This window comes from Pseudomonas acericola (SeqCode), from assembly GCF_053456465.1.
Window position 1 is genome coordinate 1 of sequence record NZ_JBRFJB010000011.1, and the last position, 17,362, is coordinate 17,362.

A 17,362-nucleotide genomic window follows, 5' to 3' on the forward strand; every position below is an offset into this window, starting at 1 on the left:
AAGCACCATGCTTGCGGCATTGAGCTTGAACTCGCTGGAATAGGACTTTCGCATCATCTGCACACCTCAGGTTTGGGCGCCATCATAGCGCCCTATTGATGTGTCCAAATTCATTAGGCCAGTTCAGTGTGGTGTACCTCGATGCGCAGTTGCGGGTGATTGTGTTGCGCGAGTTTCAGCCGATTTGCAGCGTCGCGCCGAAGAAAGTGATTTTGCGGGAGGCGCCGAGTTATGTCGGGCGGGTGGAGTTTGCAAGGCGGTTGGCGAATGAGCCGCTAGAGGCGGATGTGACGTTTGAGGCGGTTAATGCGGGGTTTGCGTGTACGTCGGCTTTGATTAGTTGGTTACTGATCGCAGGTGGTTCCGTGCTGAGCCCATTTACTTTTGGGGCTACAGGCGTCGCGGCGGCGATTAGCGTGGTGGGGGCGACGGCCAGTACGCTCCAGTGCGCTATGGGCATTCGACGGACGCGAAATGAGTCTGTAGACCCTGCACTGAATGACGAACTGGACCGAGAAGAGTGGTATCAAGCCATGACGCTTGGGCTAGACGCGGCGTCATTGTTGGGTGTCGGTAACACGGCAATGTCTACGATTCGAATGGTTAATACACTAAAAAAGGTAACAGGGAGAAATACTCACCAAGTGCTCAAAGGTTTGAATCGACAAGAGCGGGTCAGGCTCACCAAGGAAATGTTAAGTATCAACCATCCAGACATGACCCGAAGAATGCTTAAGCTCAAGCAGATGGCTGGTGAGATACCCAAACGCTTCACGTCGGCCGACGTAAGGAATGGGACCATGATGCAGATGCTCGATGCCCTTGGCGCCGGAACGGGTATTGCTGGCAGTGTAAGGTCGGGGAATATGCGGATCCTAGCGATTGGGTTGTATGAGGAGATTTCAGAATGAGATTACTCAGAACCAGATATCTCATACCGAGAAAACCTTTTCTTTTACGCTACTTTCCGGTCTTTATCGGGGCAATCTTTATGAGCCTTTTGGGGGGGACGGCAGTTGTCGCACTGTTGGAGCACTACTACCCGCGTGCAGCTCCCTGGGCTTTATCGGAATCTGCTGCTGAGGATGCCTGTGTAATGTTGGCTCTCTTTATTACCCTCTGCAATGTCATGATTGCCTACGGGAGGCCGAAGTGGGTCTGGGGCATGTATGGTCTTTTCATCGCCTGCTTATTGTTCGCTTTACCAGCTTTACGGTTTTCACCGCCCTCTTTTATTTCTGCAGAAAGTGTAGTGTGGCCTCTGATCGGGTTGGCACTACTACGTAGCAAACGCCACCAGGAAATGCGTGCCAAGTGCGTAGAACTTCGCCATATGCGCCGCCAGATCGGGGTGGCCATCAAGAAACGCCGCAAACACGAACGCGCCATCATCAGAATAAAGAAACCAAGGTAATCCCCCACGCCCGCCACAAATATGTGCAACTGTTGCACCAGGGCACCTACGTTGGCGCCGTTTTGGTGCTGTACTGCATCGGGTCCTACGACAAAGCGCAATGACTGCCGCGCTGGCATAAGTCTTGCGCGCGTCAACCCCATGCCCTGGCTCGCAGGAGGCCGCCGTGTCGATTCATGTCGCGTTGCACCACGTTACGCATTACCGCTACGACCGCGCTGTTGAACTCGGCCCGCAGATCGTGCGTTTGCGCCCAGCGGCCCATAGCCGCACGCGGATCTTGTCCTACGCGCTGAAAGTGCTGCCCGAGCAGCATTTCATCAATTGGCAGCAGGATCCCCAAGGCAATTACCTGGCGCGCCTGGTGTTCCCGGAAAAGACTGACGAGCTGCGTATCGAAGTCGATCTGGTCGCCGAGATGGCGGTGTTCAATCCGTTCGACTTTTTCCTCGAACCCTACGCCGAAAGAATCCCTTTCAGCTACGCCGCCGATGAGCAACGCGAGCTGGCGCCGTACCTGGAAACCTTGCCGCTGACGCCGAAATTCGCCGCTTACCTGGCCGGTATCGACCGCACCCCATTGCCTGCCGTGGACTTCCTGGTGGGACTCAACCAGCGCCTGGCCGCCGACATCGGCTACCTGATCCGCATGGAACCGGGCGTGCAAACGCCGGAATTCACCCTGGAAAACGCCTCAGGCTCCTGCCGCGATTCGGCGTGGTTGCTGGTGCAGATCCTGCGCAACCTGGGGTTGGCGGCGCGATTTGTGTCTGGCTACCTGATCCAGCTCACCGCCGACGTCAAAGCCCTCGACGGCCCGTCCGGCACCGAAGTGGACTTCACCGACCTGCACGCCTGGTGCGAAGTGTATTTGTCCGGCGCCGGCTGGATCGGCCTGGATGCCACCTCCGGCCTGTTTGCCGGTGAAGGCCATATCCCGTTGGCCTGTAGTCCCGACCCATCGTCTGCGGCGCCGATCAGTGGGTTGGTTGAACCGTGCGAGTGCGAATTCACCCACGAGATGTCGGTTGAGCGGATTTGGGAAGCGCCGCGCGTCACCAAGCCCTACACCGAAGAGCAATGGCTGGCGATCCAGGCCCTCGGCCGGCAGATCGATGGCGACCTGCTCAAGGACGATGTGCGCCTGACCATGGGCGGCGAGCCGACCTTCGTCTCCATCGACGACCCCGACGGCGCCGAGTGGAACACCGCCGCGCTGGGCCCGGACAAGCGACGCCTGTCTGCCGAGTTGTTCCAGCGCATGCGCAAGCACTACGCGCCCAAGGGCCTGGTGCACTTTGGCCAGGGCAAGTGGTACCCCGGCGAGCAACTGCCGCGTTGGTCGCTCAACTGCTATTGGCGCCGCGATGGCGTGCCGATCTGGCACAACAGCGCGCTGATTGCCGACGAGCAAGAGGATTACGGCGCAGACGGCGCAATGGCCGGGCGCTTCCTCGCTAGCGTCGCCGAGCGCCTGAAACTGCCGGCCCGCTTTGTCTTCCCGGCCTTTGAAGATAACTTCTACTACCTGTGGCGCGAAGGCGCGCTGCCGCAAAACGTCACGGCCCAGGACCCGCGCCTGAGTGACGACCTGGAGCGCGAGCGCTTGCGCAAAGTATTCAGCCAGGGCCTTGAGAAAGTCATCGGCCAAGTGCTGCCGCTGGCGCGCACGGCCGCCAACGACCGCTGGCAGAGCGGGCGCTGGTACCTGCGCGATAACCACTGCCGCCTGGTGCCAGGGGATTCGCCCCTCGGCTATCGCCTGCCATTGGCGTCGCAGCCATGGGTGACGGCGGCGGAGTATCCGTTTGTGCACCCGACGGACCCGAACCAGGATCAACCGGCGCTGCCCAGCACCGCCCAGTTGAGCAGCCACGGCGAACCCGCGCCGAGCGATGAGCGTACGCCAGAGGTGGACAAATCCGCTGACTGGCTGACCCGCACCGCGCTGTGCGCCGAAGCGCGGGAAGGGCGCCTCTACCTGTTCATGCCGCCGCTGGAGCGCGTCGAGGATTACCTGGAGCTGGTCGCCGCCATCGAGGCCACCGCCGAAGAGTTGCATTGCCCGGTGTTGCTGGAAGGCTACGAGCCGCCCGCCGATACCCGTCTGAGCAACTTCCGCGTGACGCCAGACCCGGGTGTGATCGAGGTCAACGTGCAGCCGTCCGCCAGTTGGGACGAGCTGGTGGAGCGCACCGAATTCCTCTACGAAGAGGCGCGGCAAACCCGCCTGACCACGGAAAAGTTCATGATCGACGGGCGCCACACCGGCACCGGTGGCGGCAACCATTTTGTCCTCGGCGGCGCGACGCCCAAAGACTCACCGTTCCTGCGCCGGCCGGATCTGCTGCGCAGCCTGATCAGCTATTGGCATAACCATCCGTCCTTGTCTTACCTGTTTTCCGGGCTGTTTATCGGCCCGACGTCCCAGGCGCCGCGCGTGGATGAAGCGCGCAACGACGCCTTGTACGAGCTGGAAATTGCTTTCGCGCAAATGCCCGCGCCGGGTGAAGAATGCCCGCCATGGTTGGTGGACCGCTTGCTGCGCAACCTGTTGATCGATGTGACGGGCAACACCCACCGCGCCGAATTCTGCATCGACAAGCTTTACTCGCCGGACGGCGCCACCGGTCGCCTGGGCCTGCTGGAGCTACGGGCGTTTGAGATGCCACCCCATGCGCGCATGAGCCTGACCCAACAACTGCTGCTGCGCGCCCTGGTCGCACGCTTTTGGCGTGAGCCCTATGCGCCGCCGAAACTGGCGCGTTGGGGCACTGAGTTGCACGACCGTTTCCTGCTACCGCACTTTATCGAGCAGGACTTTGCCGACGTGATCGTCGAACTCAACGCCGCCGGCTACCCGCTGCGCGCCGAATGGTTTGCCGCCCACCTGGAGTTCCGCTTTCCCAAGGTCGGCGACTACGCCGTCAGCGGCATCGAATTGGAACTGCGACAGGCCCTCGAACCCTGGCACGTGCTGGGCGAAGAGGGCGCAGTGGGCGGGACGGTGCGTTATGTGGATTCGTCGCTGGAACGCCTGCAAGTCAAGCTGACCGGCCTGCCGCCGCAACGCTACCTGCTGACCTGCAACGGCATTCCACTGCCACTGCAAGCCACCGGCCGCGTCGGCGAATTTGTTGCCGGCGTGCGTTACCGCGCCTGGCAACCGGCCAACTGCCTGCAACCGACCATCCCGGTGCATGCGCCGTTGGTGTTCGACTTGCTGGATACCTGGATGCAACGCTCGCTGGGCGGTTGCCAGTACCACGTTGCGCATCCGGGCGGGCGCAATTACGACAGCTTGCCGGTGAATGCCAATGAGGCGGAGAGTCGGCGGATGGCGCGGTTTTTCCGGTTGGGGCATAGCCCTGGGAAGCTTCCAGTGCCGTCCCTGGTGATCAATGATGAGTTGCCAATGACCCTCGATCTACGGCGTTTCCCGCATAAAAATGACTAAACACAGTTCAAAATGTGGGAGCTGGCTTGCCTGCGATAACGGTGTACCAGTCGATATTTCTGGTGACTGACCCACTGCTATCGCAGGCAAGCCAGCTCCCACATTAGACTGTGGTGACTTTGACACCCCTCCTTACCTCTGCCGAGCGTTCCATGTCCGACTTGCTCGACCGTTACCCGCTGACCGCGGGCACTTATCACGAACTGCTGGACGACAGTGGCGCGGTGCGTGCCCATTGGCAGCGCCTGCTCGACCACCTGCAACGCAGCACCCCCGCGCAGTTGGCCCAGCGCCAGGCGTTGCTGACCCGGCAGATCCAGGAAAACGGCGTGACCTACAACGTCTACGCCGACCCCAAGGGCGCCGATCGCCCTTGGGAGTTGGACCTGTTGCCCCACGTACTGGCCGCCGAAGAGTGGCAGCACCTGTCGGCAGGGATCGCCCAACGCGCGCGCCTGCTCAATGCGGTGCTGGCCGACCTGTATGGCCCGCAGCGCTTGATCAAGGAAGGTCTGCTGCCCGCCGAACTGGTGTTCGGACACAACAATTTCCTGTGGCCATGCCAGGGCATCCAGCCGCCGGACGGGGCCTTTCTGCACCTGTACGCCGTGGACCTGGCGCGCACGCCGGACGGTCGCTGGTGGGTCACCGCCGACCGCACCCAGGCGCCGTCCGGCGCCGGTTATGCGTTGGAAAACCGCACCATCGTGTCCCGTGCCTTCCCGGACCTGTACCGCGACTTGCAGGTGCAGCACCTCACCGGCTTCTTCCGCACCTTGCAAGAAACCCTGGCCCGCCAGGCGCCGGGCGATGACCAGCCGCCGCTGATCGTGCTGCTCACGCCGGGGCGTTTCAACGAAAGCTATTTCGAACACCTCTACCTCGCGCGTCAGCTCGGCTACCCGCTGGTGGAAGGTGGCGACCTCACCGTGCGCGACAGCACGGTGTTCCTCAAGACTCTCAGCGGCCTGCGCCGGGTGCACGCGATCATGCGGCGCCTCGACGATGATTTCTGCGACCCGCTGGAGTTGCGCACCGACTCGGCCCTCGGCGTGCCCGGCCTGCTCGATGCCGTGCGCCAAGGCAATGTGCTGGTGGCCAATGCCTTGGGCAGCGGCGTGTTGGAGTCGCCGGGGCTGCTCGGCTTTTTGCCGAAGATCAACGAGTTCCTGTTTGGCGAAGAATTGATCCTGCCGTCCATCGCCACCTGGTGGTGCGGTGAAGCGCCGGTACTGGCCGAAGCCTTGGAAAAATTGCCCGAGCTGCTGATCAAGCCGGCGTTCCCGTCGCAGAGTTTTACCCCAGTGTTCGGTCGCGACCTGGATGATGAGCAACGCGAGGCCCTGGCTGCACGCATGCGCGCGCGGCCTTACGCCTATGTCGCCCAGGAACTGGCGCAGCTGTCCCAGGCGCCGGTGTGGCACACCGTGGATGACCACCTGCAACACCGCGCCATCGGCATGCGCGTCTACGCCGTGGCCAGCGATGAAGGCTACCGCGTGCTGCCCGGCGGCCTCACCCGGGTGGCCGCCGAAGCCGACGCCGAAGTGGTGTCGATGCAACGCGGTGGCGCGAGCAAGGACACCTGGGTGCTTGGCGAACGCGCGCCCGGCGGCGAGCAGTGGCGCGCGCAACGCACCATCGGCGCCCATGACCTGGTGCGCCGCGACCCGTATCTGCCGTCCCGCGTGGTGGAAAACCTGTTCTGGTTTGGCCGCTACTGCGAGCGCTGTGATGACAGCGCGCGCTGGCTGCGCATCGTGCTGGCGCGTTATGTGGACGGCGACGATCCCCAGGCCTTGCAAGCGGCAGTAGAGCTGGGCGAGAGCCTGCGCCTGCTGCCGGAGGAGGGCGAATTACCTGAGCGTCTGCTGGGCGCCATGCTCGGTGACGACTGGCCGTCGAGCCTGCGCGCCAACTTGCAGCGTTTGCAGTGGGCGGCGTCCCAGGTGCGCGGCAAGTTGTCCCGGGAGAACTGGCAGGCGCTGGTGGAGTTGCAACGCGAAGCCGTGGAGCTGGAAAGCGACGCGCCGGACTTTGGCGAGCTACTGGATTTTCTCAACCGTCTGGTGATGTCGCTCGCGGCGCTGTCCGGGTTTGCCCTGGACGACATGACCCGCGACGAAGGCTGGCGCTTCTTGATGATGGGCCGGCGCATCGAGCGTCTGCAATTTCTCAGCAGCAGCCTCGCCGCATTCCTGCGTGGCGTGGCGGTGTTCGATCAGGCCGGGCTGGAGTGGTTGCTGGAACTGGGCAACAGCAGCATCACCTATCGCTCGCGTTACCTGGCGGTGCCGCAGCTGATCCCGGTGCTCGACCTGTTGCTGCTGGACGAGCAGAACCCCCACGCGGTGCTGTTCCAGTTGAAACTGGTGAGCCGCACCCTGCGTCGCTTGAATGATGATTTTGGCGTGCCCCGGGAAACCGGCCTTGGCCCGTTGGTGGAGCGCCTGGCGCACTTCGACCTGGGCTGCCTGGAGAATTCGTTGTTTGGCGAGTCCAGTGTGCGCGCCGCCTTGGACGGCCTGGCCGACCTGCTGCAAGCGGTGGCCGATGAGAGTGGGCAAGTGTCGGATCGCCTCGCGTTGCGCCATTTTGCCCATGTGGATGATGTCAGCCAGCAAACGGTGTCGTTGTGATGAGTGCGCGCTACCAGATTTTCCACGATACCCATTACCACTACGACAGCCCGGTGTCCCTGGCCCAGCAGTTGGCGCACCTGTGGCCACGGCCGTGCGCCTGGCAGCGTTGCAGTGCGCAGCAGCTGGATATCAGCCCCGAGCCGACGTCGCGGCGCGATGAGCTGGATGTGTTTGGCAACCCGATCACGCGGTTGGCGTTTGAACGGCCCCATGATGAGCTGTTGGTGAACGCCGGGCTGACCGTGGAAGTGCTGGCGCGGCCGGTGCTGGATTTCCAGCAGTCGCCGGCCTGGGACCAGACCCGTGACAGCCTGACCTACAGCAGCCAGCCGCTGTCCGTGGAGCTGATCGAGGCGATCCGTTATCGCTTTGAATCGCCCTACGTGCACCTGAAGAAAAACTTCGTCGAGTTCTCCGAAAGCTGCTTCCCGCCGGCTCGCCCGTTGTTGCTCGGCGTGCAGGCGCTGATGCAGAAAATCTTCAGCGAATTCACCTTCGATGCCGAAGCCACCCAGGTCGCCACGCCGCTGGTAGAAGTGCTGGAGCGCCGTCGTGGCGTGTGCCAGGACTTCGCCCACCTGATGCTCGCCTGCCTGCGCTCGCGCGGTCTGGCGGCGCGTTACATCAGCGGCTACCTGCTGACCCAGCCACCGCCCGGCCAGCCACGGCTGATCGGCGCCGATGCGTCCCATGCGTGGGTCTCGGTGTATTGCCCGGTGTCGGGCTGGGTGGATTTTGATCCGACCAACAATGTGCAGCCGGCACTGGAGCACATCACCCTGGCCTGGGGCCGGGATTTCTCCGATGTGTCGCCGTTGCGGGGGGTGATTCTGGGGGGAGGGAGCCATGACCCGGAGGTGCGGGTGACGGTGATGCCTTTAGAGTAGGGAACGTTCCCACGCTCTGCGTGGGAACGATCAATTATTCAGCTGGATCTTTCGGTGTTTCAGTCTCGTCAGCTGCCACGTCGCCTTCTGCTTCGGGGTTCAGTGCACCCGCTTCTTCATCCGCAGCGGCTTTCTTGCGTTGCAGTTTTTCCTCTTTCTTCTGCTCCTTGGCCAAGTCTCTCTGACGTTTGGCGAAGGAGTAATTAGGTTTGGCCATGGGCGATCCTCTAGGGTCGAAGGTGAGGGTGGGCGGCGCGCAGCTGCCTTGGGCGGCTATGGTAGCAGCTTAGCAGCGCGCTTGGCCCTCACTTACCGCAGGCGTAAGCGGCCAGCAGGCCGTTGATCAGTTGGTTGAGGTGCATGGCGCGGACTCCAGTGGGGGGTGAGCCGATCATAGAAAGGTCGTACGACTTTGGCTGTTAGATTGTGTTGATAAGTCTGATAGCCTAAAGTTGTATACAATCTGTTGATTCAGATCATAAGAATTTTTGCCTGCTTGAGGCACCCTTGCCGCAATCCGCGTTTTCTAAACCCTGCCTTGGAGATTCACATGTTCGCCAAACTCGTTGCTGTTTCCCTGCTGACTCTGGCTAGCGGCCAGTTGCTTGCTGCAGAGTGCAAGGTCACTGTCGACTCCACTGACCAAATGTCCTTCAACACCAAAGCCATTGAAATCGACAAGAGCTGCAAGACCTTCACCGTCGAGCTGACGCACTCCGGCAACCTGCCGAAAAACGTCATGGGCCACAACTGGGTGCTGACCAGCGCCGCTGACATGCAGCCGGTTGCCACCGACGGCATGGCTGCTGGTATCGACAAGAACTACCTGAAAGAAGGCGACGCACGCATCATCGCCCACACCAAGATCATCGGTGCTGGCGAGAAAGATTCGGTGACCTTCGATGTGGCGAAACTGGCTGCCGGCACCGACTACATGTTCTTCTGCTCGTTCCCGGGCCATGTGTCGATGATGAAAGGCACTGTGACCGTCAAGTAAGACCGCGTTTTCGTTCATCGCAGGCAAGCCAGCTCCCACACTTGAATGTATTCACATATCAAACTGTGGGAGCGGGCTTGCCCGCGATAGCGATCTACCTCACGGCGCGAACGGCATGACCCGCTTATGCTCAGTCTTACGGTAGGTCTCGCAGATAATCCTGAACGCTTCCTCACGCACCGGCTCACCGTGCAGGAACGCATCGATCTCGGCATAGGTCACGCCATGTGACGCTTCATCCGGCTTGCCCGGCGACAAGTCTTCCAGGTCCGCCGTCGGCACTTTCTCCACCAATGATTCCGGCGCGCCGAAGTGCCGTGCAATCGCCCGTACCTGGTTTTTCACCAGCCCGCTCAACGGCGCCAGATCACACGCGCCATCGCCGAACTTGGTGAAAAAGCCCATCACCGCTTCCGCCGCATGGTCCGTACCGATCACCAAACCGCTGGCCGCGCCGGCGATGGTGTACTGCGCCACCATGCGCATGCGCGCCTTGGTGTTGCCCAGCACGAAATCACGGGACACCGCCGCCTTGCCTTCAAACGCCGCCACTTCATTGGCCAGGGCTTTCACCGCGGGGCCGATGTTCACGGTATGGCGCTCGTCGGGCTCGATAAAGTCCACCGAGGCCGTGGCATCTATTTCGTCGAACTGGGTTTCGTACGGCAGGCGCACCGCGATAAAACGGTAGGCCTCATCGCCGCTGTTTTCGCGCAGTTCTTTCATCGCGCGCTGGGCCAACAGGCCGGCAGTCAGGGAATCGACACCGCCGCTGATGCCCAGCACCAACGTCTTGAGCCCGGAATTGCGCAGGCAATCCTGGATAAACGCCACGCGGCGGGCAACCTCGGCCTCAAGGGCGGCCTGGTCGGTGAACGGCGCTTGGACCTTGAGTTTTTCAGCTATCTCACGCTGTACGGCTTGCATGATTCACTCCTTGCTAGAGATGGCAGGTACTTTGAACACATGACGCAAATAGGCGACGAAATTCGGATCGGTGCAGTGGGTCTTGCCCGCTTCATCGGAGATCTTCGCCACGGGCTGGCCATTGCAGGCGGTCATTTTAAGCACGATGCTCATCGGTTCCACACCTGGAATATCGCAGGTCAGGTTGGTGCCGATGCCAAAGCTCACATTGATCCGCCCGCGCAGTGCGCGGAAGATTTCCAGGGCCTTGGGCAGCGACAGGCTGTCGGAGAACACCAGGGTCTTGCTCATCGGCTCGATGCCGAGCTTGTGGTAGTGGGCGATGGCTTTTTCGGCCCACTGCACCGGGTCGCCGGAGTCGTGGCGCAGGCCGTCGAACAGCTTGGCAAAGTACAAATCGAAATCGCCGAGGAACGCATCGGTGGTGATGCAATCGGTCAGGGCGATGCCCAGCAGGCCACGGTATTCGCGGACCCAGCAATCAAGGGCGGCGATCTGGCTGTCGATCAGGCGTGGGCCGAGTTGCTGGTGGGCCATGATCCACTCGTGGGCCATGGTGCCCAGGGGTTTCATGTCCAGCTCGCGGGCCAGGTGCACGTTACTGGTGCCGACGAAGCGCCCTGGGAAGTCATGCTTGAGGACGCTGACCACTTCTTCCTGTACCCGGTACGAAAAGCGTCGGCGTGTACCGAAGTCGGCCACTTGCAGCTCGGACAGCTCTTCGCTGCTGGCGTTGGCGGTGAGCCAGTCGAACTTGCGGTACAGCTGCTCGCGGGCCTGCTCCAGAATCACGGTCTGGTAGCGGTAGCGGTTACGCACTTCGCTGACGATCGCCAGCATCGGCACTTCAAACAGGATCACATGCAGCCACGGCCCGCGCAGGCGGATGAACAACTCGCCGTTCTCGATACCGGTCTGCACATAGCGCAGGTTGAAGCGGAACAGCCCGAGGAAGCGCAAAAAGTCCGGCTTCATAAAGCTGATGCGTTCCAGGAAGCCCAATTGGTCCGGGCTGAGGCTCAGCTCGGCGAGGCGTTCGATCTGGTAGCGGATTTCCGCCAGGTACGGGCGCAGGTCTTCACTGTTACGGCAACGAAACTCCCATTCAACTTCCACGTTCGGGTAGTTGTGCAGCACCGCCTGCATCATGGTCAGCTTGTAGAAGTCGGTGTCGAGCAGGTTCTGCACGATGCGATCGGCAAACACACTCTCGCTCATAACGGGAATCTCCAGACGGGTCGGCGATGGGCGCCGGCCTTTACGCACAATTAAGGAAGGGGGCTAGTGGCGCATAGACCTGTGGGGTTTTGCCAGTGATTTTTTTGGAATGGCCACTGGCCCCATCGCAGGCAAGCCAGCTCCCACATTTGAAATGCATTCCAACCTGGGGGAGCTGGCTTGCCTGCGATGGGGCCAGTGCGGCCAAAAAATCTAGACCTGCTCCATCATCCACTTCACAAACTCCCTTACCTTCGGCACCTCCGCCGAATGCTCCGGGTACGCCAGGTAATACGCATCCTGGCTCGGCATCGCATGCTGCCAAGGAATCACCAGCTTGCCGTCCGCCAACTCCTCTTCCACCAAAAAGCGCGGCAACAACGCCACACCACAACCCACCTGCGCCGCCCGAATACACATATAGAACGTATCGAACCGCGGCCCGTGGTAGCTGTGCTCGGTCTGGTAACCCTGGCTGGCGAACCAGTCATGCCAGCCCTGCGGGCGCGAGGCATTTTGCAGCAGCACCAGTTCGCTCAGTTGCGTTGGGTCAGTGAAGGGCTGCGCAGGCAGGCTCTCCGGTGCGCACACCGGCACCAGCTCCTCGCTGAACAGCTTCAGGCTCTCGGTGCCGGGGCGCGAACCCTGGCCGAAGTAGAAGGCCATGTCGGCCTTGCCTTGCAGCAACTCATCCGGCTCCTGTTCGTTGCACAGGTCCAGGTGGATGTGCGGGTGACGCAAGCGCCAGCCCTTGAGGCGCGGCACCAGCCAGCGGGCGCCGAAGGTGTAGGGCGTGGAGACGCGCAGCACTTCGGTCTCGCCGCCGTAGGAGCGCAGGTAGTGGGTGGACATCTCCACTTGTGTGAGGATTTTTCTCACTTCTACCAAGTACAAATCCCCGGCCGGGGTCATCTGCAAGCGCCGACGTACGCGGCGAAACAACAGGTGTTGCAGCAACTCTTCCAGCTGCGCCACTTGCTTGCTCACCGCGCTCTGGGTGAGGTTCAGCTCCTCGGCGGCGCGGGTAAAGCTCAGGTGGCGGGTGGCGGCTTCGAAACACTGCAGCGCGGTGATCGAGGGCAAATGTCTTTTGTTCAGCACGGTGTGCCTCTTTTTATGCTTTGCATGAATAAACGGAATGATATCTCGCCTAATCGTCGTTTGTTGGCAAGTCTTGGGCCAGCTACAAATAAGCTCTGGATCGCCGTGCGGGCCGCGGCGCGAATTTTCTGATTGCAGATTGAAGGAGTGACCCATGGTTGCCGCATTGCTTGATCGTCTGGGGGTAAACCCGGCGCTGTACCAGTCGGGTAAAAACCCTGTGCATTCGCCGATTGATGGCAGCCGTATCGGCAGCGTGCACTGGGAAGGTGCCGCCGAGGTGGAGCAGCAGGTCAGTCGCGCCGAGCATGCATTCGAGGCCTGGCGCAAAGTGCCGGCGCCGCGTCGTGGCGAGCTGGTGCGCCAATTTGGCGATGTGCTGCGCGAATACAAGGCCGATCTCGGCGAGCTGGTGTCGTGGGAAGCGGGCAAGATCACCCAGGAAGGCCTGGGCGAAGTGCAGGAAATGATCGACATCTGCGACTTCGCCGTCGGCCTGTCCCGCCAGCTCTACGGCTTGACCATCGCCTCCGAGCGCCCCGGCCATCATATGCGTGAAACCTGGCACCCGCTGGGCGTGGTCGGCGTGATCAGCGCCTTCAACTTCCCGGTCGCCGTGTGGGCCTGGAACACCGCCCTGGCCCTGGTGTGCGGCAACGCGGTGATCTGGAAGCCGTCGGAAAAGACCCCGCTCACCGCCCTGGCCTGCCAAGCGCTGTTCGAACGCGTGCTGAAGAACTTCAACGATGCGCCGCCGTACCTCAGCCAAGTCATCATCGGCGGCCGCGACGCCGGTGCCGCGCTGGTGGACGACCCGCGTGTCGCCCTGATCAGTGCCACCGGCAGTACGCGCATGGGCCGCGAAGTGGCGCCGAAAGTCGCCGCGCGGTTTGCCCGCAGCATCCTCGAACTGGGCGGCAACAACGCGATGATCCTCGGCCCCAGCGCTGACCTGGACATGGCCGTGCGCGCCATCCTGTTCAGCGCCGTCGGCACCGCCGGCCAGCGCTGCACCACCTTGCGCCGCCTGATCGCCCACGAGTCGGTCAGGGAAGAAATTGTCACCCGCCTCAAGGCCGCCTATTCCAAGGTGCGCATCGGCCACCCGCTGGAAGGCAACCTGATCGGCCCGCTGATCGACAAACACGGCTTCGACAACATGCAGGACGCCCTGGAGCAAGCCTTGAGCGAAGGCGGCCGGGTGTTCGGCGGCAAGCGCCAGTTGGAAGACACCTTCCCGAATGCCTACTACGTCTCGCCGGCCATCGTGGAAATGCCCGAGCAGAGCGACGTGGTCTGCACCGAGACCTTTGCGCCGATCCTGTATGTGGTCGGTTACACCGACTTCGCCGAAGCCCTACGCCTGAACAACGCCGTGCCGCAAGGCTTGTCGTCGTGCATCTTCACCACTGATGTGCGTGAGGCCGAGCAGTTCATGTCGGCGGTGGGCAGTGATTGTGGCATCGCCAACGTCAATATCGGCCCGAGCGGCGCGGAAATCGGCGGCGCGTTTGGCGGTGAGAAAGAGACGGGCGGCGGGCGTGAGTCGGGTTCGGATGCGTGGCGTGGGTACATGCGTCGCCAGACCAATACCGTGAACTATTCGCTGGAGTTGCCGCTGGCCCAGGGCATCACTTTCGACTGATCCCTAAAAGTCGGAGTGCAGTCCATGTGGGAGCTGGCTTGCCTGCGATAGCGGTGTATCAGTCACCACCGCTATCGCAGGCAAGCCAGCTCCCACAGTTGATTGGGTTTGCAGTTCGGAAAAGTGGTTTGTTGGGTCTCATCGGAGTCTGGCAATGGCATTACGCGAAACATGTTTGTGGGAACACCTTACCCCCAGCCGGCCGGATCGCGCCGCGCTCAAGGGTGAGGTCAAGGTGGATGTGTGCGTGATTGGCGCCGGCATCACCGGCTTGTCAGCGGCCATTCACTTGCTGGAACAGGGCAAAAGCGTCGCCGTGCTGGAGGCTCATCGCACCGGCCACGGTGGTTCGGGGCGCAACGTTGGGTTGGTCAATGCCGGTCTGTGGATCCCGCCGGATGACATCGAAGCCGGTTTCGGCACCGAGGTCGGCAGCCAGCTTAATCGCATGCTGGGCGCGGCGCCGTCCCTGGTGTTCAGCTTGATCGACAAATACCACATCGATTGCCAATTGCGCCGCGAAGGCACCTTGCACATGGCGCACAACGCCCGTGGCGAGGCGGATTTGCGCAGCCGTGAAGAACAATGGAAGCGCCGTGGCGCGCCGGTGGAACTGCTCACCGGCCAGGCTTGCGAGCAGGCGACCGGAACCAGGAAAATCGCCGCCGCCTTGCTCGATCGCCGCGCCGGCACGTTGAACCCGATGGCCTACACCAGTGGTCTGGCGAATGCCGCCGTGGGCCTGGGCGGGCAGTTGTTCGACCATTCCCCGGTCACCCAGTTGGAGCGCCAGGGTTCTGATTGGTCGGTGCAGACCGCCCAAGGTTCGGTGCAGGCCGCCCAAGTGGTGATCGCCTCCAACGCCTACACCGAAGGCGAATGGACCGAACTGCGCCGCAACTTTTTCCCCGGCTACTACTATCAGGTCGCGTCAGCCCCGCTGACGGATGCCGCCGCCGAGCAAATCCTGCCCGGCGGCCAGGGTTCGTGGGACACGCGCCAAGTCTTGAGCAGCATCCGCCGTGATGCCGATGGTCGCCTGTTGCTCGGCAGCCTCGGTAATGGGAACCAGAAACCGGCGTGGTTCCTCAAGGCGTGGGCCGATCGGGTGCAGCAACACTACTTCCCGTACCTCAAATCGGTGCAGTGGGAGTTCACCTGGACTGGCTGCATTGCCTTCACTCCCGACCACCTGATGCGCCTGTTCGAACCCGCGCCGGGCCTGGTGGCCGTGACGGGCTATAACGGGCGCGGCGTGACCACCGGCAGCGTGGTCGGCAAGGCGTTTGCCGACTATCTGTGTCACCAGAATCCCCAGGCGTTGCCGATTCCGTTCGCACCGATGCAGCCGTTGGCCGGGGTGGGCCTGCGCAGCTGCCTGTATGAGGCAGGATTCTCGCTGTATCACGCCGGGCAATGTCTGCGGATCGTGATCTGATCAGCGAAATACCGCTCAGAAGCCGGCATTTTCTTAGCAGGCTACTAATCTGTATTGGTGCAAGTCGTAGCAGTCACGCACTGTAAATGTGCAGTTCCGTTACGCAGGCTGTTACAGCTGTAGGAACTGTCGTTTATAGGCTTGGTTGCAGGTGTGACCTGCCAGGGTTGTACTTTTTCGGCGCACAGGTTGCACCTCATGATGTTAGAGGGTTGCACGTCCTGACGAACGGCGCCGAAACGCCCGCAATAACAATGACACCGTGTCTTTTTGAAGAATAAAAACCTACTGGCACGCGCTTTGCTCAGGGCTTTCAGTGAAAAGTTTGAACGCAAGTTGTAGTGCCAAAAATCAAAAATATCGGAGCACCACTCATGTCCCAGACGTTTTACAAGAAAGGTTTCCTGGCCCTTGCCGTTGCAGCGGCGCTGGGTGTTTCTACGTTTGTTCAAGCTGATGTGAAAATTGGCGTGGCGGGCCCGATGACGGGTGCCAACGCTGCTTTCGGTGAGCAGTACATGAAGGGTGCCCAAGCGGCAGCCGATGAGATCAACAAGGCTGGGGGCATCAACGGCGAGAAAATCGTGCTGGTCAAAGGCGATGATGCCTGCGAGCCAAAGCAGGCAGTAGCCGTGGCCAACCGTCTGGTTGACCAGGACAAGGTGGCCGGTGTGGTCGGGCACTTCTGTTCCTCCAACACGATTCCTGCTTCTGAGGTCTACAGTGATGCTGGCGTGATCGCGATCACCCCAGGTTCCACCAACCCACAGGTCACCGAGCGCGGCTTGAGTGCCATGTTCCGCATGTGCGGGCGTGACGACCAGCAAGGCATCGTCGCCGGCGACTACATCGTCGATGTGCTCAAGGGCAAGAAAGTCGCGGTCATCAACGACAAGGACACCTACGGCAAAGGCCTGGCCGACGCCACCTCAGCCCAGTTGACCAAGCGCGGCGTCAAGCCGGTACTGGAAGAAGGCCTGACCCGCGGCGAGAAAGACTTCAGCGCCCTGGTCACCAAGATCCGTTCCCTGGGCGCTGACGTCGTGTACTTCGGCGGCCTGCACCCGGAAGCCGGTCCTCTGGTTCGCCAGATCCGTGAAGCCGGTCTGAAAGACGTCAAGTTCATGTCCGACGATGGTGTCGTGACCGACGAACTGGTGGCCACCGCTGGCGGCGCGCAATACGTCGACGGCGTCTACATGACCTTCGGCGCCGACCCGCGCCTGCTGCCAGACAGCAAGGCCGTGGTGGAAGAGTTCCGCAAAAACGGCACCGAGCCGGAAGGCTACACCCTGTACGCCTACGCGTCGGTCCAGGCCCTGGCGGCTGGCTTCAACGGCGCCAAGTCCAACAAGGGCGAAGATGCGGCCAAGTGGCTGAAAGCCAACCCTGTCCAGACCGTGATGGGCAAGAAGGAATGGGACGGCAAGGGCGACCTCAAAATCTCCGACTACGTGGTTTACCAGTGGGACAAAGACGGTAAATACCATCAGCTGGAAAAACAGAAGTAAGTACAAACACCGCGGACCCAATGTGGGTGCGGGCTTGTTGTGGCGAGGGAGCTTGCTCCCGCTGGAGTGCGTAGCACTCCCAAACCGTTCACCGAGGTACATCTGATGTGTCTCGATCGCCCAGT

General features: G+C 61.5%; 13 protein-coding genes. 9 read left to right on the forward strand and 4 right to left on the reverse strand.

From position 1 onward, the window contains the following. Positions 1-131: 131 nt before the first annotated feature. The 5 genes from ACU688_RS25900 (at position 132) to ACU688_RS25920 (ending at position 8,400) form a co-directional block, all read left to right on the forward strand. Entirely contained in the window at positions 132-911 is a 780-nt protein-coding gene (locus tag ACU688_RS25900; protein ID WP_448186923.1) for an NAD synthetase, read from the forward strand. Further along, the gene (locus ACU688_RS25905; protein WP_448186924.1) at positions 908-1,414 is read left to right on the forward strand and encodes a hypothetical protein; all 507 of its coding nucleotides are present in this window, start codon (positions 908-910) and stop codon (positions 1,412-1,414) included. Before ACU688_RS25900 ends, ACU688_RS25905 begins: the two co-directional genes overlap by 4 nt. A gap of 166 nt (positions 1,415-1,580) precedes the next feature. Beyond that, positions 1,581-4,871, forward strand: coding sequence for a transglutaminase family protein (locus ACU688_RS25910; protein WP_448186925.1), 3,291 nt, complete (start codon positions 1,581-1,583; stop codon positions 4,869-4,871). Positions 4,872-5,023: 152 nt separating this feature from the next. Further along, entirely contained in the window at positions 5,024-7,510 is a 2,487-nt protein-coding gene (locus tag ACU688_RS25915) for a circularly permuted type 2 ATP-grasp protein (protein ID WP_448186926.1), read from the forward strand. Further along, complete coding sequence (locus ACU688_RS25920; RefSeq protein WP_305432415.1) at positions 7,510-8,400, forward strand: transglutaminase family protein; 891 nt, start codon at positions 7,510-7,512, stop codon at positions 8,398-8,400. Before ACU688_RS25915 ends, ACU688_RS25920 begins: the two co-directional genes overlap by 1 nt. Before the next feature lie 34 nt (positions 8,401-8,434). Here ACU688_RS25920 and ACU688_RS25925 read toward each other — a convergent pair whose 3' ends face one another. Next, positions 8,435-8,617, reverse strand: coding sequence for a hypothetical protein (locus tag ACU688_RS25925; RefSeq protein ID WP_017734984.1), 183 nt, complete (start codon positions 8,615-8,617; stop codon positions 8,435-8,437). Between the two features lie 333 nt (positions 8,618-8,950). Here ACU688_RS25925 and azu point away from each other — a divergent pair, with 333 nt between their 5' ends. Beyond that, the gene (gene azu, locus ACU688_RS25930) at positions 8,951-9,397 is read left to right on the forward strand and encodes an azurin (RefSeq protein WP_017734985.1); all 447 of its coding nucleotides are present in this window, start codon (positions 8,951-8,953) and stop codon (positions 9,395-9,397) included. Between the two features lie 99 nt (positions 9,398-9,496). Here azu and nadE read toward each other — a convergent pair whose 3' ends face one another. From nadE to ACU688_RS25945, 3 genes are all read right to left on the reverse strand, one after another. Continuing rightward, the gene (gene nadE / locus ACU688_RS25935; protein ID WP_448186927.1) at positions 9,497-10,324 is read right to left on the reverse strand and encodes an NAD(+) synthase; all 828 of its coding nucleotides are present in this window, start codon (positions 10,322-10,324) and stop codon (positions 9,497-9,499) included. Positions 10,325-10,327: 3 nt separating this feature from the next. After that, on the reverse strand, positions 10,328-11,542 hold the full coding sequence (gene pncB / locus ACU688_RS25940; RefSeq protein WP_017734987.1) for a nicotinate phosphoribosyltransferase: 1,215 nt from the start codon (positions 11,540-11,542) through the stop codon (positions 10,328-10,330). A gap of 213 nt (positions 11,543-11,755) precedes the next feature. Next, on the reverse strand, positions 11,756-12,643 hold the full coding sequence (locus ACU688_RS25945; RefSeq protein ID WP_448186928.1) for a LysR family transcriptional regulator: 888 nt from the start codon (positions 12,641-12,643) through the stop codon (positions 11,756-11,758). Between the two features lie 154 nt (positions 12,644-12,797). Here ACU688_RS25945 and amaB point away from each other — a divergent pair, with 154 nt between their 5' ends. The 3 genes from amaB to ACU688_RS25960 all read left to right on the forward strand — a co-directional run bounded on the left by amaB (position 12,798) and on the right by ACU688_RS25960 (position 17,237). Then, positions 12,798-14,288: an L-piperidine-6-carboxylate dehydrogenase gene (gene amaB, locus ACU688_RS25950; RefSeq protein WP_448186929.1), complete on the forward strand. Its 1,491-nt coding sequence runs from the start codon at positions 12,798-12,800 to the stop codon at positions 14,286-14,288. A gap of 154 nt (positions 14,289-14,442) precedes the next feature. Beyond that, on the forward strand, positions 14,443-15,726 hold the full coding sequence (gene amaA / locus ACU688_RS25955; RefSeq protein WP_448186930.1) for an L-pipecolate oxidase: 1,284 nt from the start codon (positions 14,443-14,445) through the stop codon (positions 15,724-15,726). Between the two features lie 374 nt (positions 15,727-16,100). Beyond that, the gene (locus ACU688_RS25960; protein WP_448186931.1) at positions 16,101-17,237 is read left to right on the forward strand and encodes a branched-chain amino acid ABC transporter substrate-binding protein; all 1,137 of its coding nucleotides are present in this window, start codon (positions 16,101-16,103) and stop codon (positions 17,235-17,237) included. Positions 17,238-17,362: the final 125 nt, after the last annotated feature.

Bases quoted from the DNA above. Each gene is read 5' to 3' on its own strand.
- amaB (WP_448186929.1), top strand. From the start codon at position 12,798: ATGGTTGCCGCATTGCTTGATCGTCTGGGGGTAAACCCGGCGCTGTAC.
- amaA (WP_448186930.1), top strand. From the start codon at position 14,443: ATGGCATTACGCGAAACATGTTTGTGGGAACACCTTACCCCCAGCCGG.
- ACU688_RS25905 (WP_448186924.1), top strand. From the start codon at position 908: ATGAGATTACTCAGAACCAGATATCTCATACCGAGAAAACCTTTTCTT.
- ACU688_RS25920 (WP_305432415.1), top strand. From the start codon at position 7,510: ATGAGTGCGCGCTACCAGATTTTCCACGATACCCATTACCACTACGAC.
- pncB (WP_017734987.1), bottom strand. From the start codon at position 11,542: ATGAGCGAGAGTGTGTTTGCCGATCGCATCGTGCAGAACCTGCTCGAC.
- nadE (WP_448186927.1), bottom strand. From the start codon at position 10,324: ATGCAAGCCGTACAGCGTGAGATAGCTGAAAAACTCAAGGTCCAAGCG.
- ACU688_RS25915 (WP_448186926.1), top strand. From the start codon at position 5,024: ATGTCCGACTTGCTCGACCGTTACCCGCTGACCGCGGGCACTTATCAC.
- azu (WP_017734985.1), top strand. From the start codon at position 8,951: ATGTTCGCCAAACTCGTTGCTGTTTCCCTGCTGACTCTGGCTAGCGGC.
- ACU688_RS25925 (WP_017734984.1), bottom strand. From the start codon at position 8,617: ATGGCCAAACCTAATTACTCCTTCGCCAAACGTCAGAGAGACTTGGCC.
- ACU688_RS25960 (WP_448186931.1), top strand. From the start codon at position 16,101: ATGTCCCAGACGTTTTACAAGAAAGGTTTCCTGGCCCTTGCCGTTGCA.